The 23,525-nt window shown below is 41.0% G+C and carries 25 protein-coding genes and 1 pseudogene; 24 read left to right on the forward strand and 2 right to left on the reverse strand.

Translation table 11 applies throughout. The features are described 5' to 3' along the window. Nucleotides 1-292 precede the first annotated feature (292 nt). The 13 genes and pseudogenes from rsgA (at nt 293) to ACFQV5_RS00780 (ending at nt 12,826) form a co-directional block, all read left to right on the forward strand. Nucleotides 293-1,360, forward strand: a complete 1,068-nt coding sequence (gene rsgA, locus ACFQV5_RS00720; RefSeq protein WP_379242585.1) for a ribosome small subunit-dependent GTPase A — start codon at nt 293-295, stop codon at nt 1,358-1,360. Then, nucleotides 1,357-2,373 carry an aminoglycoside phosphotransferase family protein gene (locus ACFQV5_RS00725; protein WP_379242587.1) on the forward strand — a complete coding sequence of 339 codons (1,017 nt, stop codon included), beginning with the start codon at nt 1,357-1,359 and terminating at the stop codon, nt 2,371-2,373. The genes rsgA and ACFQV5_RS00725 overlap by 4 nt, the downstream gene beginning before the upstream one ends. Before the next feature lie 283 nt (nt 2,374-2,656). Continuing rightward, nucleotides 2,657-2,980 carry a hypothetical protein gene (locus ACFQV5_RS00730; protein WP_379242589.1) on the forward strand — a complete coding sequence of 108 codons (324 nt, stop codon included), beginning with the start codon at nt 2,657-2,659 and terminating at the stop codon, nt 2,978-2,980. Nucleotides 2,981-3,046: 66 nt separating this feature from the next. Beyond that, on the forward strand, nt 3,047-4,108 hold the full coding sequence (locus tag ACFQV5_RS00735) for a suppressor of fused domain protein (RefSeq protein WP_379242591.1): 1,062 nt from the start codon (nt 3,047-3,049) through the stop codon (nt 4,106-4,108). A 68-nt stretch (nt 4,109-4,176) separates the two neighbouring features. Further along, the gene (locus ACFQV5_RS00740; protein WP_379242593.1) at nt 4,177-6,453 is read left to right on the forward strand and encodes a hypothetical protein; all 2,277 of its coding nucleotides are present in this window, start codon (nt 4,177-4,179) and stop codon (nt 6,451-6,453) included. A 168-nt stretch (nt 6,454-6,621) separates the two neighbouring features. After that, complete coding sequence (locus ACFQV5_RS00745; RefSeq protein ID WP_379242595.1) at nt 6,622-7,296, forward strand: hypothetical protein; 675 nt, start codon at nt 6,622-6,624, stop codon at nt 7,294-7,296. 19 nt (nt 7,297-7,315) lie between these two features. Continuing rightward, nucleotides 7,316-8,617 (forward strand): DUF1963 domain-containing protein, encoded by a 1,302-nt coding sequence (locus tag ACFQV5_RS00750; RefSeq protein WP_379242597.1) that lies wholly within the window; start codon nt 7,316-7,318, stop codon nt 8,615-8,617. Between the two features lie 25 nt (nt 8,618-8,642). After that, nucleotides 8,643-9,527, forward strand: a complete 885-nt coding sequence (locus ACFQV5_RS00755) for a YwqG family protein (RefSeq protein WP_379242599.1) — start codon at nt 8,643-8,645, stop codon at nt 9,525-9,527. 46 nt (nt 9,528-9,573) lie between these two features. Next, on the forward strand, nt 9,574-10,125 hold the full coding sequence (locus tag ACFQV5_RS00760; protein WP_379242601.1) for a hypothetical protein: 552 nt from the start codon (nt 9,574-9,576) through the stop codon (nt 10,123-10,125). A gap of 126 nt (nt 10,126-10,251) precedes the next feature. Next, nucleotides 10,252-11,130, forward strand: a complete 879-nt coding sequence (locus tag ACFQV5_RS00765) for an ADP-ribosylglycohydrolase family protein (RefSeq protein ID WP_379242603.1) — start codon at nt 10,252-10,254, stop codon at nt 11,128-11,130. A 16-nt stretch (nt 11,131-11,146) separates the two neighbouring features. Further along, nucleotides 11,147-11,236, forward strand: a pseudogene (locus tag ACFQV5_RS00770) (NUDIX hydrolase); the annotation flags it as partial. 296 nt (nt 11,237-11,532) lie between these two features. Further along, nucleotides 11,533-11,991: a DUF4274 domain-containing protein gene (locus ACFQV5_RS00775; RefSeq protein ID WP_379242605.1), complete on the forward strand. Its 459-nt coding sequence runs from the start codon at nt 11,533-11,535 to the stop codon at nt 11,989-11,991. A gap of 154 nt (nt 11,992-12,145) precedes the next feature. Then, nucleotides 12,146-12,826, forward strand: coding sequence for a DUF1963 domain-containing protein (locus ACFQV5_RS00780; RefSeq protein ID WP_379242607.1), 681 nt, complete (start codon nt 12,146-12,148; stop codon nt 12,824-12,826). A gap of 84 nt (nt 12,827-12,910) precedes the next feature. Here the strand turns inward: ACFQV5_RS00780 and ACFQV5_RS00785 are convergent, their stop codons facing one another. Beyond that, nucleotides 12,911-14,293 (reverse strand): SMI1/KNR4 family protein, encoded by a 1,383-nt coding sequence (locus ACFQV5_RS00785; protein ID WP_379242609.1) that lies wholly within the window; start codon nt 14,291-14,293, stop codon nt 12,911-12,913. Nucleotides 14,294-14,536: 243 nt separating this feature from the next. Between ACFQV5_RS00785 and ACFQV5_RS00790 the strand changes: the two genes are divergently transcribed. The 10 genes from ACFQV5_RS00790 to ACFQV5_RS00835 all read left to right on the forward strand — a co-directional run bounded on the left by ACFQV5_RS00790 (nt 14,537) and on the right by ACFQV5_RS00835 (nt 22,097). Further along, on the forward strand, nt 14,537-14,926 hold the full coding sequence (locus ACFQV5_RS00790; protein WP_379242611.1) for a hypothetical protein: 390 nt from the start codon (nt 14,537-14,539) through the stop codon (nt 14,924-14,926). 230 nt (nt 14,927-15,156) lie between these two features. After that, nucleotides 15,157-15,873, forward strand: a complete 717-nt coding sequence (locus tag ACFQV5_RS00795) for a class I SAM-dependent methyltransferase (RefSeq protein WP_379242613.1) — start codon at nt 15,157-15,159, stop codon at nt 15,871-15,873. A 459-nt stretch (nt 15,874-16,332) separates the two neighbouring features. Then, complete coding sequence (locus ACFQV5_RS00800; protein WP_379242615.1) at nt 16,333-16,878, forward strand: 2'-5' RNA ligase family protein; 546 nt, start codon at nt 16,333-16,335, stop codon at nt 16,876-16,878. A gap of 66 nt (nt 16,879-16,944) precedes the next feature. Beyond that, complete coding sequence (locus tag ACFQV5_RS00805; RefSeq protein ID WP_379242617.1) at nt 16,945-17,073, forward strand: hypothetical protein; 129 nt, start codon at nt 16,945-16,947, stop codon at nt 17,071-17,073. A 152-nt stretch (nt 17,074-17,225) separates the two neighbouring features. Then, on the forward strand, nt 17,226-17,780 hold the full coding sequence (locus tag ACFQV5_RS00810) for a CPCC family cysteine-rich protein (RefSeq protein WP_379242619.1): 555 nt from the start codon (nt 17,226-17,228) through the stop codon (nt 17,778-17,780). A 280-nt stretch (nt 17,781-18,060) separates the two neighbouring features. Then, on the forward strand, nt 18,061-18,624 hold the full coding sequence (locus ACFQV5_RS00815) for a hypothetical protein (RefSeq protein ID WP_379242621.1): 564 nt from the start codon (nt 18,061-18,063) through the stop codon (nt 18,622-18,624). Then, complete coding sequence (locus ACFQV5_RS00820) at nt 18,625-19,647, forward strand: hypothetical protein (protein WP_379242623.1); 1,023 nt, start codon at nt 18,625-18,627, stop codon at nt 19,645-19,647. Nucleotides 19,648-19,666: 19 nt separating this feature from the next. Then, complete coding sequence (locus tag ACFQV5_RS00825; protein ID WP_379242625.1) at nt 19,667-20,881, forward strand: hypothetical protein; 1,215 nt, start codon at nt 19,667-19,669, stop codon at nt 20,879-20,881. 41 nt (nt 20,882-20,922) lie between these two features. Then, entirely contained in the window at nt 20,923-21,660 is a 738-nt protein-coding gene (locus ACFQV5_RS00830) for a hypothetical protein (protein WP_379242627.1), read from the forward strand. Nucleotides 21,661-21,776: 116 nt separating this feature from the next. Beyond that, nucleotides 21,777-22,097, forward strand: a complete 321-nt coding sequence (locus ACFQV5_RS00835) for a hypothetical protein (protein WP_379242629.1) — start codon at nt 21,777-21,779, stop codon at nt 22,095-22,097. 181 nt (nt 22,098-22,278) lie between these two features. On the opposite strand, the gene ACFQV5_RS00840 is transcribed toward ACFQV5_RS00835, so the two are convergent. Further along, nucleotides 22,279-22,644: a hypothetical protein gene (locus ACFQV5_RS00840; RefSeq protein WP_379242631.1), complete on the reverse strand. Its 366-nt coding sequence runs from the start codon at nt 22,642-22,644 to the stop codon at nt 22,279-22,281. Between the two features lie 295 nt (nt 22,645-22,939). On the opposite strand from ACFQV5_RS00840, the gene ACFQV5_RS00845 reads away from it, so the two are divergent. Beyond that, the gene (locus tag ACFQV5_RS00845) at nt 22,940-23,113 is read left to right on the forward strand and encodes a recombinase family protein (protein WP_379242633.1); all 174 of its coding nucleotides are present in this window, start codon (nt 22,940-22,942) and stop codon (nt 23,111-23,113) included. Nucleotides 23,114-23,525: the final 412 nt, after the last annotated feature.

Here is a 23,525-nt window from a genome sequence, read left to right on the forward strand (position 1 = left end):
ATAGTAAATTCCAATCTCTGATTATAGCTTGGAATGAGCAACCGGGTATATCACCTGTTTTTTTGCTATGCCGTAAACAGTAACCTTTCGTGAATACTGCTGTTAGCGGGACTGGTCGTTGCCTTGGGCAACGGTTAGTCCATTTAACCTGGATACGATGAAAGTCGTATCCTTTTTGGTTATAAGCCGATTTTTGGCTTTTTCGCCGCGAATAGCAGCTTCTTAGGAGGCTGCCTGTTCGCGGTATTTTTATGCCCAAAAACAAGTTAAATTTTAGGGGTTGATCCGTTCAATGATTGATTTGAAACAATACGGCTATATCGAAGCCGAAGCGTCTCCTATAGATTTAATACCCGGAAGGGTTACAGAACTTCAGCGAGATCAATATACCGTCATCACAGAACATGGAGAAGTGACGGCTGTATTGAAGGGGGGGTTCTACCACACGGCGGGAACACGAGAAGATTTTCCGTGCGTTGGTGATTATGTATTTCTACAATACAACGAAAATGGCGCTTCGCGTATTGCTAAATTGCTGCCTCGCCGCTCGAAATTCTCCCGCGCTGACTATTCGGGACACGCAGTAGGGTATGCCAAAACCATACTGGAGCAAGTCGTAGCAACGAATTTTGATTACGTATTTATCGTGTCATCCCTAAACTGGGATTTCAAGGTCAGTCGCATCATGCGTTACCTGACACAAACGCGCCAGAGCGGCGGCCAGCCTGTCGTCATCTTAACAAAAGCTGACTTGGCCCCTAATTTTAGCGCACAGTTAGCTGAGGTTCAGAATATCGCTCCTGATGTGCCGGTACACGCAGTTTCCAGTCACGCAGGGAGTGGTTTAGACGCGTTGAGTGAATATCTACAACCTGGTAAAACCGTGGTATTCCTCGGTATGTCCGGTGTGGGTAAATCCTCGCTAGTAAACGCCTTGATGAATCAGGAAGTGATGACTGTCAATGCTATCCGTGAGACCGATAGCCGGGGCCGACACACTACAACGCATCGCCAGCTGTTCATGCTCCCTTCCGGCGCGATGGTTATAGATACGCCGGGGATGCGTGAACTTGGCCTGTTCGGTGTAGACGAAGGGATCAGTTCGGGATTTAACGATGTGGAGGAGTTATTCACTCAGTGTCGCTTCAATGACTGCCGCCATCAGACTGAGCCAGGCTGCGCAGTACTTGCCGCCCTTAAAGATGGATCATTGGCGCCAGAGAATTGGGAGCGCTACCTTGTACAGAAGAGAGAAAACAAGTTTGTGAATGATAAATCAGGGTATCTCATCGATAAACGGGCAACGCAAAAGTCGATTGCGATGCGACATAAGGGTAAAAAAGGAGGAAAGAAGATATGAATAATCATGATACTAACTTTGTAAAGATTGAAATACTAGTGCTTGTTTTGAGTAAAATGTTCGATAAAACAATCATTTTTGCAGATTATCAACTTAAAGAGTTGCAAGGTGGGACAATAGGAAATGTTCGACTTGTAACAGGTATGGCTGAAACGTCCGATGGTGAGAATCTGCCGTATAAGATGGTTTGGAAAATACAGAAGAAATTCGATCGTTATGGTGATCCGGAATCATGGCGAAGGGAATACGATCTCTATGAATCGGATTTCAATAAAGTTTTCTCCGATTCGTTCCGATGGCCGCAGTGTTATCACGCCGAAATAAATGACGATGAGATTCAACTATGGATGGAGTATATTGATGGTGTGTCGGGCTTAAATCTGACGCCGGAAATGTATGAACGTATAGCCAAGGAATTGGGGCGATTTCAAGGCAAGTTATACACGGAACGACCAAGCGTATTGCAGAATCTCCCCAACTTAAGCAAGGTTGAGTATATGAAAAACTACTATTTACGGTATCGGTCATGGAATGTTTTGTATGATTATATACGCTCCGAAGACTGCGAAATTCCGAAACACCTGTGTGACATGCTCATAGACATAGATAACAATGCAGACGAAATATTCAGGCGCATTGAAAAGCTGCCAATAGTGCTTTGCCACAGAGATTTTTGGGTAGAAAACATATTTTATTCGGACAGTGAAATCGTATTTATCGATTGGGATACCGCCGGATGGGGGTATATGGGTGAGGATATCGCGAGTTTAATAACGGATGAACCGGACGTCTGTCATATGGTTGAATACTACGAAAAATGCATTCCGGCATATTACAAGGGTTTCTCTGAATATGCGGATGTGTCACAAATCTCCGATCATTGTATCTATGAACTAATCCTTATTATGTTCGGATATAGGCTTGTGGAGTGGTATAAATTCGCTGAGTCGCCCGAAGATAAATCATTGCACCTTAATACCTTGCAAAAAATCCATGAGATGAGAAATATGTAGATGCTACGAATGTTAGAGAACAAATAAGGATATATTCAATAAACGCTGTACGATCATTGAAATGATTTAAAAGCAAGAGACTTAACAATGAATGGATATAACCATTCCATGTTAAGTCTCTTTTTTCTGTTGCCACTGATTTAAAATCAGTGATTATTTTTTTATTTTGGATACCTTTAGTATAATTAATAGATTGACAGAGTGATATGTAAGCTGGTCTTACTCATTTTGTGCCCATATAGTACAATTTGGAACATAACAGCATGAGGAAGGATGACATCAAATGAAAGGTTTTCAGATTATAACCGAATCAGACTTTGCAAAATTCAAAGAAGATAATGAACTGGAATTTGTTAACTTTGAACTCCAGGCAAAGAATTTGATTGAAGCTGATGAAATTATCTTTTTGGAACTAGACGATGGCTATGCAACCCTTCGACTAAAAAAAGGGTTTGGTCTATCAAAAGGTAAATTTGAATTTTGTGTTTGTGGATTTGGAGAACAACCTCAGGTATACTACCATAAGAATTTTGATAAAGGCATTAAAATGTTCTCGCAATTACATAGTGACGGTCAGAATTTCTTTTACGTAAAAGGTTTGCGGTAATAAGTAGCCAGTATGAGTTCCAATTGAATCTAGTTAATTTAGAATATACGAGTTGGAGGGAAGAAAATGACCGAAGAAGTAAACACGACAGGATGGGATGCAATTGAAGAGGAAGTAACGAAGATATACGGGGTACAGGAACCGAAGCATTATGGTACCGCAATTCCTTATATGCTTGGTGGACAAGATCCATTAGATGGACTTAGTGCCTATAAAGCGGAGGCACCTATTCCGCACTGGCATATTGTAACTTTTGGTTTCTCGGAGCTTTATGAGAAGGAATCGAAGAATCCTGAGTATAGCGGGTATGGGTTTGAACTTACTTTTCGCGTAGCCCGTAGTAAGGACGAAGAGGAGCCTCCCGCCTGGGCATTGAACCTGCTTCAAAATATGGGACGATATGTGTTTAGCAGCGGTAATATATTCTCTTCAGGCGATTATTTGGATGCTAATGGACCAATCTGCTTGGGAGCCGACACTGAGCTAACCGCTCTTGCCTTTATACCCGATCCAGAACTTGATACGCTGGAAACGCCTAATGGACGCGTTGAATTCCTTCAAATGATTGGGATCACTGAAGATGAGCTGGAAGCAATGAAAACATGGAATACACAAGGTTTACTTGAAGCTGGTAAAGAGGAACTTCCGGGTTACATTACAGATTTATCCCGAAATTCTATACTGCGAGTCCCTGCTATTCAGGAAAGTGTTCAAATAGGAATAGATCGTGACGGTTCAAGCACCGGATTTTTATTTGTGGATCAATTGGCCTGGGAACCCGGTAAGAATACTTTGTTAAGTAAGAAGCCGTCTGTGCTTACATTAGGGGCGAAACAAGCTGGTACGGTTGGAAAGCTGCTGCGTGGCCGGTTGCTTAAAGGTAAAGATTTGAATTTAATGAGCAAAGAGATAAGTGTATCATTGGAGCCCGCTTCAACGAATGAAATCGAAAAAAATGAGCAGAAGGTCCATTTGAAACTTACTGAAGCGGTTGTTGACGAGCTCATGCACAAATTGCTGCCCCAAGAAGGAACAATTCATTTGTCTTCTTATAAAGATTTAATCATACAAGTCGTTAAAACATACATCAAGGATCAAGATGGAAATGTGGTTTCTACCATCGGATAAACGTTATCTTTACATAACATATAACAACGAAAATGTGTACTTACATAGTTTAAAGGGAGAGAAACAAGATGAAGAAAAGGCGAACGATATCTCTCGGTAATTTACTGTTTTTTATTCCAGTAATATTGTTGAGTTATTTCATGTGGAATGATTACAAGGATTATATTGATGAATATATACCATCCTTTGAGCGTGTCTATATGCTGGATGAGGGAAAGCAATTGATTGGCTTAGCAAAGCACCCTGTTGGAGAGCAATACGATGTCTACCTTTTTGATACCAATAAGGAAACTGTGATTAAAGATACAACTGTACATACCGGTTTCATAGGCGGACTTGGGCCGGCGACCTACAGCCGAGATGGAATCATCATCCCAACCTACGACGATTCATATGGGCTGCAAATAAATTACTTCCACTCAACAGGTAAGGTTGAAGAGTTGGCTCAGGGAACGATGGAGCTGTCAGGCTCATGGAGTTCAGATGTTTATTCTTGGCGTGGCAGACTCATTGTAGCAGGGAAAACGCCAGATGATACATTTTTATTAGCTCAGGTGAAGGACGGGAAGCTGGATAAAGTTAATTTGGGCGAAGAAGGTTTACTTCCGTCCAGGCCGGTTCGGATCGATGAAGTGCATGGGAGCTTTAAGAACGACCAGGCAGTACCCATATTTTCAGTGGCTTTGAAGGATGATAGAACAGCGTTTGTCAGCGCGATCTTAGATAATAATGGTGATTTATCTATTATGCTTCAGGACAAGGATGAGGGGACGTTTAATGCACAGGATCGGGCTGGTGCTCAATTCTCTAAAGTCTTTGGTTTCAATAACAACAAGTTGGTACGTGAGAATGGGAACTACCCTGAAGAAGCATCATTTTATAATGCTTACGAGAACCATTGGGGAGCTGCGGTTCCTACGCCTAAGCCAGTATATCAAGCCCGTGTATTCCTGTTGAATGACGAGGAAGTTCTGATTGCAGGGTCTACTGCAGAAGATGAATTAAAAGGAACGGTTACTGGATATGTGTTCAATGAGAAATCCGGAAAATTTCAAGATGCCACTGCTCTTTTGGAGCAGCTGCCTTATGAGAATTTGAAAACTGACAAGACTGAATTCCATAAGAATTTGGGAAGTAATGTTCTTTACTATAATAGTGGAGATAATAGTGAAGGTAGTGCGGCAGGTTATGTCGATATGGAAATTCAGCAGGCGAAGATTCTTTCGAGCGATCAGGTTGAAAAATGGACTCTAGCTGAAGTTCAAAACAAGGTCTCGCTTCAAAGTTTCTGGAATTATATTAAGCAAGGTGGAGCGATTGTTATTAACTGGGCGGTCTGGGTCTTCCTTATTCTAATCACATTCCTGAGTATCGCAATCTTCCCTCGCATGTCGGCGAGATCAAAAATGAATAAAATGAAAGAGGGCCAGCATATTCAGGGCCGGATTATTCATATGGAAGAAACGGGTTTAATTGTGAATGAACGACCTCAGGTTCGATTTATCGTTCAGTTCGAAGATGAGGGTCAAATGAAAGAGGTTGAAATCAAGCAGGTCATTTCCTTTGTGGATCCTGTTCAAATTGGCGATCCGGTCATGATCAGTTACAACCGAAAGAAACACAACGCTATTTTCATCACAGAAGAGGATCTTAAACATGCGGCGCAGGAGTCTAAACCGGAACTGATTCAAGATGCTGTCCTCACCCGGATTGAACGTTATGGAAAAGTAAACCGGGGAGAAGCCCTTCAGCTTCATTTCACAGCCGCTGGACGCGTTTATACGTTACCAGTTGTTCAGCCAATTGGATTTGAATATCGTACGGGTGAACGAGCGACCCTTATTCTGATTCAGGGTATGGCGAGAATCTTCAGGTACGGAAGTGAGAACTCAGTAAAAGCATCGGATCAACTCTCATTGCAGAGTGAAGTGATCCATGTCCAAAAAATGCCGATCATTATTGATAATAAGCAGCTTATGCTTATGGAAGTCATGATTTCCAGCGGGGCGGACCGAATCCGTAAAGTTAATAGTATCTTTGCCCCAGTAAACCTGTCCGTAAATGTGGGTACAGTCATTCCTGTCAACATGGAACAAGATGATTTACAAAAAGAAACCCGTTTACTTCGAGGTAAGCAGGGTGCGGCTAAAGTGCAATCTGTACATTTTGATGGAACAAAGGGAGAACGTCCAGTAGCTAATATTATTGTAGAAAAGGACGGAGTAACCTACCACATTAAACAGACAATTGAACCGGTATATGGTGTGATTGCTGGAGATGAGGTATGGATCGCATACGATGAGGGTACGCAAGAAGCTATGATTGTTAACTATTCTTCTAATTAGTAAGATAACTTGAATACTAGAGCTATAATAGAGACGAATAAGCCTGCCGATTTGGCAGGCTTGTTTGATTTGCCGAAATCAATAGATTAATTGAGGAATGATGCCGTCATAGGATATGATTATATATGACTCATCACTCCGTTGATAAGCGAAAGAGGAGAGATACATATGGATAAACAGTCTTATGCAAGGAATCTGCTTCAACTTATGGATGAAGAGATAAATTCAGAAGAATCGGATATTGAAGAGGCTCAGTTTTATGGGTATTTCCAAATGTATATGCCAGATGGAAAAGGGGTAGAGTCTACCTTTGAACCTCTAGCGGATAGAGATACTTATCTGCATAAAATTTTGCAAATCTATGAAATGTTGGACCCTGACGATTTTAGCGGGAACGAAGTGCCTGGATATTTTAATAGTAAAGCTAGTGATGTGCGGAGCGACATTCTAATAGATTATGGTAGGCAGTTTATTCAAGGTTTGAAGGAGCTGATCGTCGAGTCTTCTGAAAAGATTGATACGGCAGATGCAGCAGCTTACCTTGCTGGGATCAAAGAGGTTAGAATCATAGCTCATGGATTAATAGATGATATTCGGCAGCAATACGATCCAGAAATCTATGAAACGATATCTGATATAATCAGCGAGCATAGGGATTACGATGAACCGATTGAGGTATTGGACGAGGCGTATTACTCGATTGCCTGCGATTACTGGATTTCTTATTATCTCCAATGGCACCGCTATGGGCTCAAAGGGGATCCGTTCGCACCGTATTTTGAGTTGTATCGATTAGGATACTCAGCGATCTTTTCGGAAAACAAACTGTATATCGGTTCGTAATAAAGGGGGTTAACTGAATATGACGGAACGATTACCATGCAAGACGGAAGGCTGCAGCGCGACGATCCTGCCGAACACCGCAGCCAAAACAGACGGCATCTGCATGCCTTGCTTCCAAGAGCAGGAACGAAAAAAACAGCAGGCTTATATTGAGAAGCACCGCAAAACAGTGAATCTGTATGCAGAATTAATAGATCCAGTAGACATTCTCAAGGTGATGCATGCACCAAGAAAGCTTGACCCGCTTATTCAATACGTTCCTTATCCATTGAATAAAGAGCAGATGTACATTTCCTTATCCGATCAAGAAGCGGACCGAATGCTGAAGTATGCAATGGAATTGCTCACCGTTAACAATGAAAGTGAAGCAGAAAACATTCTTCTTTCTCTGGTTTGCTACCGGGATCATAATGTATCAGATGTTTTGCCTGAGCTTATAGAACGCGGCTTATTTCATAATCCGATCCTTTTTAAAGACGCAGCACAAAATATTCGAGATCAGCTTCTGGAGCAAGTGAACTGGGATGAAGACAACCGAAACCATATTCTCCTTGTGCTCGGATGGATTGGTGATAAGGTTGTCATAGACCAGTTTCGTGAATGGCAAACAGAGCCGCCAAAATGGGCGGAGCAGTTGTATGTAGCTCCTGAAACTTATGCTCTTGATGGAGGTTGGGAGCTTACGCCGAATGGGGAAAGGCGCAACCTAGTGAATCATTTATGCTATGCGATCAGACCAACAGATGAACAGCAAGATGAATCGAATGATAATTTAAATGAAGAACATCATGCCCGCTTTCTTGAGATAAGTCATTCTACATGCCCATGGTGTAAAAGAAAGTTAACGAAATTGATGGATGTCGCTACCACTCATCCGGCCTTGCAATATCTCGACCTGCCGATGGAGAAGCTGCAGGTGATAACCTGTGATCTTTGTGGGGGCTTCAGCACAATTTACATGGAGCTGGACGATAAGGGAGGATTAGTCTGGAGCCGTTATAATCAGGAACCTGATTATCTTCCGGATGTTGAAGCAATAGATAGCAGTACGGTTTCAACACCTGTATTATCACTTTCACTTGAGCCGCAATCGCCGTATTATGCTTCAAATTGGGCCTTATCTCAATTGGATTCGCAGATTGGTGGCCATCCAAGTTGGGTGCAGGATTCAGAGTATCCGGTTTGTCCTTGTTGTCAACGAAGAATGCAGTTTATAGGGCAGATGGATTATGCTGATTTCGATGAGTATTCGGAAGGCATATTTTATATGTTTATATGTCCAGAGGACACGATAACAGCGACGTTGTATCAGCAAAGCTGAATTTATAATAAGGAAGGTGTAGGGATTGCTTAGTAAAAATAATTTAAATCAACTCGAGCGGATCGTCCACGAATATCAGTTCGAACATGCATTGGAATATTTTAAAGAGACTATACGTCAAGGCATTCGCTTATCTAAAAAAGAGATCGAAACATACAACGAAATAGGCTTTTCCCGTGTAGGAGGCGATCCGGATTTGCCCGCTATGGTAGATTGGCCGGTGAACTCTGATGGCACTCCGATGACCTTCTTGGCCCAGCTGCGTTTAAATGAATTGGTACCCTATGATGTATCAACATTACTACCAGCTAAAGGAATGTTGTATTTTTTCATAGGAATAGATGAACCTGCATATGGAATTGAGCACAAGGTGATATATCTAACAGAAGATAAACTTCAGGAAGCTAGACGCTGCGCTTCGCCTGAAGTGACCGCTCTTGAGGATGTGTTTACCGGTTATCGGGTAAATGCTAGATCAACGATGGAACCTCCCAATTATGGTTATGTAGATTACGATATAGTGGAAGACGATGAGCATGATTATGAACAGTACGAAGAGTTATGCTTCGAGTTGAATGATGAGAATTCAAGTGATCTGGCAGTGATGTTTGGTTATCCCTCAACCCAACACGGAGATTGTGAATATGAAGCAGCTCTACATCTGTTGACCGGCCAAAAGTATAACTATTCAATGGATTCAGCATTGGAGCAGATTGCAGATTACTTCAAAGGTGATTCTGATAGAGCGAAGCAGGAAGTGCAGGATACTCTATTGCTGCTCGCGCTAGATTCCGATCAGGATGTCGGATTCTGCTGGTGGGACGCTGGAGAATTGCAGTTTTATATTCGAAAGGAAGATCTGCTCGCAGGGAACTTCGCAAACACGTATTGCTCCCTATATTCAAGTTAAGCCATAGAAGTCAATTATAGGGAAATATCTAAAGTAACAGACGAATATGCTACCAAAAAGTACTTCTCATCTGATTGGAGTGACTGTTTTGAAATATTTAAAAGATATACAGGAGCCGAGGATGGGGACCTGGTATTTTGAAATTGATAACGATGGTGTGGCATATAGACAGATGGTTTATCATGATGACGGCATCTGTATCACATCGAATCGAAAGCATGATCTCTATCATTATATGCTGGCTGAACATCCACTAGATGCGCAGGAATCCTATTACAAGGAAATTAATCAGGCGGAATTCGAGGAACTCTGGTACGAGCAACTTCAACTCGGTATGGAAGACTGGCATCGAACCCAAAACCTGTTCCCTGTCGGGACTCGAGCGGTAGGGTATATAGAAGCTTTTTTTCCACAAGGTACCTTGATTAACTTATTGGAACCTCAGGCTGTAGGTATAACGGACACAGCCGCTCTGAAATCCGAAACTCCTGCTGAATGGATGTACCCACGCTATCGTGTGATCGCCGAAGTATCAGGATACGATGAAGTTAATCAGTGGGTACTTCTTACTCGTGCTGAAGTGGTGGGAAGTCAGTAAGTGGGCTAGACTCGGGTATATTTGCGACTTATTGATATTCCTGTGGTAGGTTTCTACGGTGCCTCAGCCGATGTGGAACGAAATTAAAATTCGGCTAGTTTAGTTTGAACAGAATGAGGGATTAGAATGGATAACAAGTTAATGGCCCGGATCAAGGGTGGAATGTATGGTGTGGCTGTAGGAGACGCTCTTGGCGGAACAACAGAGTTTATGACTGAACGGGAGATCAAGGAAAAGTATGGTTATTTGACGGAGATCATCGGTGGCGGGGTATGGAACCTGGAACCAGGAGAAGTAACCGACGATACGATGATGACGCTTTGCGTAGCTGATGGGATACTCGAAAATACGGAGGAACCTATGGAAGCCATCGGGCACTTTTTCATGGAATGGTACCAATCGCGCCCTAAAGATATAGGAAACATCATTCGTCGTGTTTTCGAAAAATTTGAAGGAGACTGGTTTGAAGCAGCTTTTGTTGCTCACATGGATATCGGGCAGAGCGGTGGGAATGGTTCGCTCATGCGATGCCTGCCGGTGGCGCTGGCCTACAAGGAGCTAGGTGATATTGATCGAGTGACGATCATGCAGTCTCGAATGACGCATTATGATCCTAGGTGTGCTGAAGTCTGTGTCATGTACAACCGAATCGCTCAACGTCTACTGCTGGGCGAAGATCTAGAAACATCTATTAAGGCTGAGGTTGCAGGAAGTGAATATGAAGAAAGTATTAAAGCACTTCCGGATTGTCCGCCGAGTGGTTTTGTCGTACATACTTTTCGATGGGTGCTACATATTTTGCTTCATACATCCAATTTTGAAGGAGTCGTACAAAAGGCGGCTAATCTAGGTGGTGACTCTGATACAATTGGTGCCATTGCTGGAGGGTTGGCAGGTATTTATTATGGCTATGAAGGCATTCCTGTCCAATATAAAAATGCGATTCTCATTAGAGAAAGACTTGATCAAACGATTTCTCAATTATATGTAATGAAGACTTCATAGTGAATAACCACCAATTATGGGCGTGTGGAACGGTGTTGGTGGTAAAAATGAAGTAGGCGAGAATGCTGATGAAGGTGCAAAACGTGAAGTAATAGAAGAAACGGGTATTAAAAAATGATTGATGGAGCTCCGGAGGTAATCATAAAGAGAAGAGCCCGCTTTGGAAGCGAGCTCTTTTTCGACTGGTGTCCGGATACAAAAATTTGCCTTGTGTCGGCCTCTAGTTCATCAGATCTGCGGAACCTGTAAATTTATCTTTTCTAATTGCTTGACTACAAAGTTTTTCATTTTCCATATTGAAGCAATGGGAGGGATAGAATTGTTAATCAAACGGAGAGCAGCCAGAAAGTCAAAGAACTATTCAGTAATTACTCACCTCAAAGGGTTAAGATCATTGCTGAAATGATCGAAAATATTTCAGATACATATACGCTCCATCATGTGTCCTTGCATTTTGATGAGGTTCGTCATTGTCAGAAGGGACATTTTGATATTCCGCAAGCAATTATCACGAATCCCGTATGCGATAAAGGAACAGGTTTGCTCGTGTTTTATCAATTGAGAGGATTGATTTATTTATATGAGAAAGGTGTTCCCCTTTCCCATACAGCCCAAATCTCTGATAAACTTGTTGCGAAGATTAGCAAGCGACATGGTTACGAATATATGAGGAGAGAACTTTTAAATGTTCTCTTTGAAATGATTAGAAATGACGGCTTTAACTCTTCAAAAATTCCTTTCGCACCTCCTATAGGAAGAGTGGAGAAGAGCACAATGGAGAAGAGATTTCCTAATTGTCCGCAAGTTTTTCTGCAACCTACACCAGGGGAGAACATCGCTTTTAGCCGTGTTTTGATATAGCTGAAATTAATAAGTATTTTATATAAATAAAGCACCATCAAGAAGAGTATATTTTTTTGGGCGATATGGATTCAAGAGATTCCGATTACCAATATTAATGATCCAAGTGAGAAACGAGAAGTTTAAATATTTCAAGAAGGTAGGGTCATTCATAATGAATATTTTTGATGAAATAAAATCAATTGGGAGACATGCCTCTATTGCAAGAATTGGTGGATTTCGACCTGAAGATACAGATCGTAATTGGTTTGGTGGGAATTTCTTGTTGGATCCTTCAGAAGAGTGGCCAGATGATAACGGATCATTATTAGTGCCAATTATTCAAATCTATGTTCCAGATCTCAAAGATGGACACAAATTTTTTGGAGACTATATACTAGTGCAAATATATCTTAGTAAAGACAATCTACCTATTGATGTGAATAAGAACGGAGATGGTTGGAAGATCGTTTTTTATAATAGAATAGATCATTTAAAAACGACTAAGACACCAGATCCCGCCAGTATTCTCAAACCATTTCCAGTAAGATGGGAATTCAATGAAAAGCTAGATTATCCGTGTTGGGAAGAATCATGGGAATATGTTGATATGACTGAAATTAATGAAAATGAGGAATTGAATGACAGATTCTTTGATGAATTTACTAGTTATTCTAAAACTAAAATAGGAGGATATGCATCGTATATTCAATCGCCTATTTCTGATGAATATGAATTTGTTCTTCAAATTTCTTCAGAGGAAAAGCCAGGGCTAATGATAGGGGATAACGGAAATTTATATATTTACAAATCAAGTATTGATAACGATTGGTATTTATATTGGGATTGTTATTAAGATTATCAAGATTAATCAGCTTATAATAAAGAGCCCGCTTTGGAAGCGAGCTCTTTCTCATTACTGATATGGTTTACTTCGTGATTAGGCATCTCTTAATAACTTAATTACTTCACCTGCATATGAATCGGTAAACCAAATCATCCCGTGGTCCTGTACGATCCGCCCTTCCTTGATGCGGTTATCAAGCCAATCTGTAATAAAAGAGGGACCATATCCGCCTATACCGAATTCTTTGCCAAATGCAATTATATTCTGATAGGCTTCCAGATATTGATCACGACTCGTGTCCGGATACGACTTGGTATATAACCAAAACTGCACATCATACATGACATACGATAATTCATCTGCATGAAAAGAAAAATGGCCTTTCTCTTCGACAATCCGTGTACAAATACTGCGGATTTTCTGTTCAACCTGCTCCACTTCGGTTACTCGAGAGCACAGTTCCTCCAGGAGCGGAGAAAATTTACCGTGCGCAACTTTTTCAAAGGCTTTTTCTTTGTCTTCTTCTGAAGTATCATATTCTTCTTCGCTCACTAAGCCTTTTATAAACTCCTCAAAATTATCGGCAAGGAAGGTAATCTCGTAATCACCTTCTTGATCGACATGAATGACTTCTGGTTCGCCATCTTTACCACATGCCCGGTAGTCTAACATTACCACATCATGGCCTGCTGAAGGACAATCACAGATTACTACTCCAATGTCAGGATAACCCCATTCTTCTATCATAAATGGACTGCCAAACTCTCCGCACAGTGAATAGCTTTTCTCGCGTCCAATACCCATGATCCCTGTAATCGCAATATGATCCTCTGACCAGGAAGTAGGTTCCTCTGTTGGAAAGCAGGTGTTCTTCGGTACCCCGCCATTCTGCTGCTTCATTAGATGAATATAAGAAGAGGGGAGTTTATACCCAAGCTCTTTTTCTATTGAATCGATTAGATCATCCGTGGGGGGCTCAGATTGATAGGATTCCCTTGAATACTCACTGTCCTCCCAAAAATCAGTTAAAGACATATCTGAGAAAGGAATCTTCTTCGCTTGGGATCCGTTAAGCTCTTGAGATGCCTTTTTCTTAGCGAGCCGTATTTCTTCTCTTTTTTGTTTCTCCGCTTTATGAATACTCTGTTCTAAAAAATACTCCGTATGTTGATCGCCAGGCTCTAATTGCTCAGACCTGCTGAAAGCTTGAGCAGCTTCCTCATATTGCTTTAAATGATAAAGAGCAAAGCCTACCCGATAATGCCATAGAAAATCTTGTTTGCCAGCTTCAGAAATGGTCTCGAATTGATTTAGCGCTTCTTCATAAAGTCCCAAGTTGTTATATGCTCTAGCGAGCTGACTGACCACTTCGTAGTCTCGTTCTTCACCAGGAATCGCTGTTAGACAATCAACAATTCGCTGATGTTGGTCTTCTTCATGCCACTCGTTCAGTTGATCAAAAAGGGTTTGTTCCATTTCTACCTCCAGATGATTATTTAAAAATAACTTCATATGTATCTGGTAGTCTCTACCTTTAAAATAGTAAATCTATAACATAAAGGATACTATAAAAGAATTGCAACTGATACGGTAGTTTGAATATTTATAAAGAAAGGTCGATCACGATGAAAAATCCACCCACGGCAGCTCTTTGATTTCATGTTCAGTTGTTGCAACAAAACCAATAAAGTATTCGTTAAGAATACGAGGTGATGTTAAGTGACGAAAATGAGTAGCCTTTTCGTAATGTTAATAATAGTGATCTCCACCATTTTTGTTGGGTGTACAAAGCCACAAACAACTGTTCAATCTGACTTAGTTGGTACCGTCAAAGTAGAAGACTCAGATTCAGATACAATCGTTACTTATACTTTCAAGAATGAAAGCAAAAAAGACGTCACCGTTATCGGAGGAGCAAGATATGAGTTGGTAAAAGACAATAAAGTTGTGGAAGAAGGCGGGGTTCCAATCAAAGACTACCTTACTTTGGAGCAAGGACAAGAGTACACAGATAAAAAGACATTTTCGAATTTGAAATCTGGCTCATACCGTATAGACGTGGAGTGGAACAATACGATTGTGACTGCTAAGTTTTCAAAAGACACTTAGTGCGTTGAACAGTACGAAAAGTTTAGAAGTAATCGTTTTATGATGAAGTCGCGGAATCCGCGGCTTTTTTTTGTTTGAACGATGCAAGTTCTTGTCTTGAGCTGCGAACAAGAACTTGTATTCATAGCCAATTAGAGCCTATAAAGCTAACGGGGGGAGGATAGCTCAATATTTTCGCGAATACTCTACATTATGGAGTTATATAAAGAGAAGTAGAAAGAAGGTAAACTATGATTCCGTTAGTATATGACCAACTTAATAGTTGTCGAATAGATGAGGAGTTTTTTGTATCTCTATTAGACAATTTAAATGTAAAAAATCTAGCGGATCTCGGCTGCGGAACAGGAAGATTGTCTACCCGTTTCTCAGAAATGGGCCTCCGTACAACAGGTATCGATCCCAATGCAAAGGCGATTGAGCAAGCGAAATTGAAAGAATATGCCGACCAAGTGAACTGGATTGTCGGGGATAGCACGAATTTGTTAGCTTCCGCCTATGATGTTGTCATTATGACAGCGAATGTTGCCCAGGTATTTCTTACAGACGAAATATGGACCCAAACGATATCAGACGTATATGGCTCCTTGAATAACGGAGGTCATTTCATTTTTGATACTCGAAATCCATTAGCAAAAGTTTGGGAAGAGTGGGAGAAAGATGATACTCCCGATACAGCTACAGATTTGGAGAGTGGAGACCCGCTTGAGATAATTACGGAAGATGAAGGGTTAACGGGAGAGGTATATACATTTTACGAGTCCGTGAGAAATACAAGATCAGGCCAATTGCTGGCTCATGTGAAAATGCAATTAAGATTTCGTACATACGAGGCACTTGTTGAGTCCCTTAAAGGAGCTGGATTTGCACAAATCCAAGCCTATGGTGATTGGGAGTTCAAAAAGGCAAGTTCAGAGAATAGGTCATTCATATTTCATTGTGTAAAGTAAAAGATGATTCGCGATCCAATCTCACAGCTCATACATTTACTTCAATTACAATTAGAAGAACCAGAAACATCCTCTACAATTGTTCAAATCAAATCTTTAACGGATGAATTAGTAGATAACCATCGTAACTCAAGGGCAATAACAATGGTTATGAATGAATGCAATGAGAAGGTTTTTGGATGCAGACGGTCTAGTTTGTGATAACTGTGGAGATGTCTTGTTTAGATCGTATTATGATGAAAGCGAAATCCCTAGATGTAGTTGTTCAGGACAGTACATATCTGGTTGCAAGGATTGTATAAGTTTAATAAACCATCTAAATTAATTAAAGAAATCTCACCATATGAATACTTTCTAAACCATAACTATATCAGATGCATGATGGTTTAGCTTCAAATTTCTTCCTTTAACTTTTATAATATAAAAAACTTAATTAAAGTAGAAGGTAGTGAATCTATTTTGTATGGGGTAGTACTACATTTTGATTCTAAAACAGAAAGTATAATTAATAATCTTTGGAAAGGATTAAGGGATAGCGGTATATCTAACTATGCCTATGAGATTCAGAATAGAAGACCTCACTTAACCTTAGCAGATTATTCAGATTTAGAAGAACCTCAATATAAAGAATTGTTTGATCAATATTATGAGTCAGCTTCAAGAATGAGTCTAACATTTAATATGCTTGGGACGTTTATAAATAGTGGAGCTTTGTTCTTATCGCCAAATCCAACAAGGGAATTGATAGAATTACACTTCAAACATCACACGCACTTCAAGGAATATAGTCAATTCTCCAATTCGATGTATAGCCCTGAAAGATGGATACCTCATTGTACAATTGCAAATCGATTAAGCAATCAACAACTATTAGAAGCATTACAATACAGTACTAACAGATTAGAGATGATAGAAGCTGAAGTACAAGAAATATCATTTATGAAAATAAGAAATCAGGATAACAAGAAAGTAGTTGAAACAATACATAGGAAGGAACTTATTTAAGTCACTAATGAGGGTTAAGTATTTCCAAACCAATTCTACTAGACACAACTTGAAGGAGTGAATTTGTTGAATAAAGAAGAAGAGATTTTAGATCAATATGGATTAGAACCTAATCTTAAATATAGAAATACATTAAGAAGTTTATTGAAAGAAGGAATCAAGAATGAAGAAGCCAAGAAGCGAATCAGGAAATGAATTACCTTAGGGAACGTAAAGACACTGACTTTTCTAGCTTTTCAAAGAGTGAAATGATAAATAACTATAAACAATACTATGGAATTAATGCATGAGTAATAAGTTTTTAAATAAGATGTCGTAACGAGGAAATTATGGATCGGAGTGATACGGTGTTAAGGAAGGAAGCTATAAAGATTATCATAGAAAATGATATTACTAAACTAACCAGGGATGAACGTGAGGCATTGGTATTGAATTCTTGGGGAATAGATGAGCATGATCCTGAATTTCATTTTTTCTCAAAGTCGTTGCAGCATGAACTATTGAATTCAGATGTACCAACAAATGACGTAATGGACTTCCGTTATAATGAGTTGTTACTTATAGGTGCAGAAGGCAGTTACTATGGAATTCCTAACGAATATTTATCTCAACTCGTCTCGAAAATAGTAGGAAGCAATATTGAGGTTGAAGGCTACGTAGAAAAACTATTACCTTGTCCCTGCTGTAATTATGAAACCTTGGTACAACGAGGGGAATATGATATTTGTCCAGTATGCTTCTGGGAGGATGATGGTAACAATGATCCAAGCCGATATAGCGGACCCAATCATATGACCTTGTCAGCAGGTAGAAGAAACTTTGAAAAGTACGGAGTTTGTTCAGAAGAAGATGTTAAATCTGTAGCTTCTAACAGATTTGAAATCTATAACAAGGCTGATTGAATAGGTATATCATTTAATTCCTGCTTTGACGCAATCATACTTGGCCCTTTTAGGCTTTTAATAATAATGAAACCCTTCAGAATTTTTTATCTGAAGGTTTTTTTAATATTCGTTAATCAACGGGGAACGATATTGATCCTTTTTCATTTCCAGAATTCAGGTAAAAAGTAGGTGGATTCAGGACAAATGATCACTATAATGGAAATAAGATACATATTAATTCAGGGCTATGATATTAGGTAATGAACATAAAACAGCCTTAGTTTAAGGAGGTTCTCCTATGGGAAGATCATTCGCAAATTTACATATTAAATCGAAAAACTTCGAGAAGACTGTCGATGCATTAAAAAAACTAAGTGAAAGTCATCCCAAACTACTAGGTGAAAATGAAGTTCAAGAGACCACAGTTGTCATGTATGTAAGCAAAAGTAACGACTGGATCAGCGTGCTCCACGATTATTTCGTCTGGGGTACGGTGAAGAAGATCGGCAAAACGTTGTCACAGCTTATCGAGGAGCCAGTGATGACCGCCGGATATATGAATGAGGAAATATTCGAATTGTCGTTTTTCGAGAAAGGAGACATTCAAGCCGAAAGAATCTTTTGTGAACAGTGGACGAGGGATGAATATGAACAACTCAAAGAAGAGCGTCTTAATGATGACTATCTGCGAAAAGCGTTGGATATCCGTAATGAGGATTTTGACGATTTGAGAAGGATCACTAGCCCAGAACAAGCCGTAGATAAGCTATCGGAACTTGTGAAAATGTCCTTATGGTGTAATTACGAGTGGATACCCTACGAAGAAGCTCTCAGAAATAGATTTGAGAAAAGGAGGTTTTGAATGCGGAAGAAATGGAAAAGGAAGATTCTGATCAATAATCCTGAGGAACTGGATCGGGTACAGATCAAACAGAACTTACTCGACGGTAATCAAGTGATTGTTCAGTTCTCTCACCCGGATTTTTATACTTCCATTTTGGAAGAAGTGGATGAGCTTTGCGCGCGGTTGGATGAAAACTTCGGAGTGCGTTTCTATGGGCATTATTCCCTCTCGTTCGATGCTCGTACGCTCTTGAGGATTCCCCATGTCAAAATGCTGCATCTCAATAGTCTTGTCCAGGCACATAACACTGAGACATTGGCCATGTTGGAACAGTTATACAGTTTGAATCTGGGCATACATGAACTAGAGAATTCCGAAATTCTGGGGATAGAGTCGTTACGATCTTTAAGAGATTTAGTCATTATGTCAGATAAAAAGATTCTCAACTTGCAATATTTTAAAGAATTCTCTCATCTGGAACAGTTGCATATTGGGGGGAAGGTGAAAAACCTAGATGCGATAGGCGATCTGGAAGCTTTGAATTACCTCGCGCTACATTCGATTAGTAAATTACCGTTACATTTTATAAACCGATTGAAGAAGTTGAAGTATCTTCGCATTTTGCTTGGAGGACGAGAGCATATTCAGGAAATCGAAGAGAATGAAATCGACCACTTGGAGATTTGTAGAATTCGGGGGTTTCATGACCTGGGCAATATTTCGAATTTCCGAGCGTTGACGAGCCTAAAGATTGAGGATCAAGCTGGGCTGCGGGAAATCGCCTTTGATCGTGGAATGGAGGCGCTGCAGGAGATATCTATTTCAAATTGTAAAGGTTTGGAGTGTTTGTCGGGAATGGAGCAGTTACCATCGCTGCGCAAGCTCCGCATTTTCAAAACAGCCATCGATTTTGATTCCTTCATCGGACAAAAGCTTCCAAGTGCATTGTCCGAATTCGAATTCATAACCTCCAAAAGCAAAGTAGATCAGGAAATACAAGATTCCTTATTCAAGTTAGGTTTTCGTAAATGGAGCATCTAAAACAAGAGTGGAAGAAAGGATGACAGAAGTGCCTAATGATAACCAAGCTCGCCCTTCAGGTTCTGTTAGAGAAGACGGTAGTTATCCCATTGACCTGACGGGTCCTCGCAGCCACACGCTTGTCATTCGGCCCGGTGTGGGCAGCCTATCTATCGGACCGCCTCGATTGGGAAAAAAGGCGGACCTTCACGTCGAGCCTGATGCGCGCATCGATTGGACCGTATTCGATGTCTTTGCTACGCCGGCGGGCTCTCCCTGGCCGCGATTTCTGTACTATTCGGGCTGTGACACGGGATTCTTTAATTGGGCGCAGACACGTCCCATTGAAGAGATGACGTGGAATCCGGCCCTGTCAGCCGATACGGTAGTAGATGCCAGCCAGTCCATTATACATAGTTTGCATATCGAGCTGTGCACGTCCGAATCGCGCTTGAACTTGAAGCTTCCGAAGGGCTCTTTCCGTCTGAACGTGTCCGGCGATCTATTACGTTTATCCGCTACTGGCAATATGCCGTCTTCACTGACATTAGCGCCTCAGACCGGCCGGCGCAAGAATGATCCTCCTTACATATTGCCTGACCTCGGTGTATTGCACCATGTGACGAGCCTGACACTGCAAAATACGCCGCTGGGACAGCCCATCTCGTTGGAATGTCTAAACCGATTCCCCAATCTTGACTCACTGAGTTTATGGGGGAACTTCTGCGACTTAGACTTGTTGGCTCGTCATGCCCGATTAACGAATCTGGAGTTGCGCTTCATGCCAGATTTGGAGGGCATTCCCTCTTTGGACACATGGCCACTGCTCGACAGATTTATCGCATACAATGTGGAAGAGACCAGGGGCAAACGCCTAAGGCAGCAAATGAAAACACGCGCCAAAACCCGCCCGTGGATCGGTCATGCTTCAGTGAGTCAATTGCGAAAGCCTGAATGGTGGATGACTGAATATGGCCGCCCGTTCTCGTCTTGGCCTAAACGTCTTGCCAAACTGGCTAACGAGGCTTACGACGTTGCACAGGAATCCTTGGCCCAAGCACGCAGCCTTGCCGATGCCGAGGCAGCCATTACCGCTTTCACCATACGATTCAATTCCATCAAAGGTATCGAAACCACCGAAAGAGAAGACCTTGGCGAAGCAGTATGGCAACTCAGCCAGTCCGATCACCTAATTGGGCAGCCTATAACGGAAGAGATGGCTCAATGCTGGTTTGATGTAGCTCGAGAATACTAATTAGAAGAGATCATGAAATTCATGAAACAGGGGGGATATTCATGTATATAGTATCTCGGCCAAAGCCGCTGTCCGAGGGCCAACACCAAGTGCTTACGAAAGAAGACGCCTCTATTTATCCGCCAGGTTACCAACGGTTTTTGCAGCGATTTGGTGAGGGGACTTACAGAGGGTGGATCAATGTCCAATTGCCCGATTCAGAGGTACTAAGACCTTTTGCAGGGTACGGGTTATGGGAATGTGACGCAGAAAGTCCTATTACTGAACGTCAGATTGGCGAATGTATCGCTATAGGCACGACGGTAGATGGTGATTATCTGGCGGTACATCCCCAAACGGCTGGACTGCTCTGGTTGCCTCGGCACTCGGAGCACATTAAGGCCATTTCGTTGCAGGCGTGGGAGCAGAAAGATGATGGGGGGTATGCCTTGGTAATGGATGAAATATATCGTCAAGTATACGGAAGCAGCCCCAAAGAAGTCGTCTATTATGAACCGTGGACGGGCACTAGGAGCCATCTCTTTTTGCGTTTGGAACCAGGGCAGGGTCAGCTATCGCTGCCCGAGCTGGCCGGAGCGTGCCAAGTAGATTTTCCGCCGGATTTATTCATTGAGAACCCATATACTTGCTTCCTGTTTTACCGGCAACTAGGTGGTTATGTACGATTAAACTATGCGTACCAGCAAGAGGTAGCCATCTTCTATGAACAGGATGCGGGGCAGGCGTTTGCCGTTTTAGAGCAATGGCTCTTGTCAAAAGGGTGCAAAACGATTTCATAACATCTTCTCAGATTCGGTGGTTATCAGGAGAACAATTTTGAAAGGACAGTATTGTCACTCTAATCACGGAAAGAAGGCTGATAACATGGGAATGCGTGGATATTACTTAGCCAATCGTGACACCATTCGCTTTATTGCAAAACTATTCCTTTGGGCCTCTTTCATCTAACGACTATATAACTAAGGATTGGTTCAACCATTACTCTTACGGGAATATAACTATAAAGCTTGCCCAGTATCCCTCTTATGGTAACGGGACTGTAGCTATTGAGTATACTTTGATAGCTTCTGAAGAAAATAGCATACCAGTCGCTGGTAACTATTCAAGTGCTACTAAAACAATAACTTTTTCCGGTGTTCAAGGGGGTACTTATGCTTTGAAAATAAAAAATATTGGAGTTACCACTGCTAGTGGATATGGATCAATCAACGATTAAGTAAAACAAGAAGGCCAAGAAGGAGCCATTGTCGAAAACAATGGCTCCTTCTTTATGAAATGAAATACTATTTTGATGAACTTGATGGAACATCAGTATCAGTCGGGTTTTCATCATTTAAGGTTTTATTTAAGAGCAACGAATTGGGATAATTTTTAAGAAATTCTGCTTCATCTACTTTTTAAAAAAACTCGCCTTCAAAAATTAGTTGATTCGTATTAGGCCCGATTTGATTTAAATTTCTTGCTATCTCCGATTCCTTAAAGATACTTTGTTCATCTGCTCGCAGGAACATGCCATGAGGTGTATATAGTTGAGTATAATTCCCTTTTGCGATTTTTGATTCTACGGATTCTACGTTTTTTACTGATTCTTCGGATTCTACGGATTTCACGTTATTTGTTGAAGAATTAGTGTTAACAGGATTTTTAACTGTCTTATTTACGGTTTCCTTTTCTGGATAGGTCTCTGCTTTTGAATTCGATATTAATGCCACTCCTGAAATAATAGTCACTGCAAAGGCTATTAAATATATTTTTTTAAACATATTACCCCGCCCTTTCTATACCATTAATTATTTCCTACTTTAAAACATTATATTCACCAACATGTTGAACGAATTCCTATAAAATGTTTCATTTTCCTAATTTTATTATACTTGCTTTTCTGAGAGAGAGCAAAAAAATTCAAAGAACAATTTCCTGATAGTGATCGTGGCTTACATGAGAGAAACTGATCCCAGCACTCTTTGGAAACGGGTTCGCGCAACATTATGTTCAATACCTTTAGTCTCCGTAAAGGTATAATCAACAAAAGATCAGAACGAAGATAGACAAATAACAGTGCTACGAGAACAGGGCATTCCGGATGAATATATATTTATTGACAAGGCCAGCGGAAGAAATTTCGACCGGCCTGAATATAAGCTCCTGAAGCGTATTTTGCGTGAAGGCGATATCTTGTTTGTTAAGTCTATCAATAAAATAGGTTTGGCCGTAACAAGCAAGAGATCCTAAAAGAGTGGCAATGGTTAATTGATGCCAAGATACACGTTGTTGTGATCGACCTTCATTCCTATTCTTGATACAAGGAAGTATGAAGACCTGGAAGAGGATCGGTCAGCTCATTATGGATTTAGTCCTTAGATTCTGAGTTGGCTGGCTGAAGAAGAACGTAAAGGGATTAAACAGGCACAAGCTGAAGGAATTGCTGAAGCAAAAAAGAAGGGAAAACACCTGGGGCGTCCGCAGATCAACCTGAATACTCTTACGCCTGGGCAAAAGGGCATACTGGATTCGGAGTATCCGCGCTGGAAAGATAATGAGTTATCCGCTGTAGAATTTATGAAGAAGCTAGAGCTGAAAAAAAAACACTTATTACAAGATTATAAGAGAGTATGAAAATCAATTCATATTACGAACATGAAAA

Origin of the sequence: Paenibacillus sp. GCM10028914, from assembly GCF_042666275.1 — a bacterium.
In the GTDB taxonomy this organism is placed as follows: domain Bacteria; phylum Bacillota; class Bacilli; order Paenibacillales; family Paenibacillaceae; genus Paenibacillus_AQ.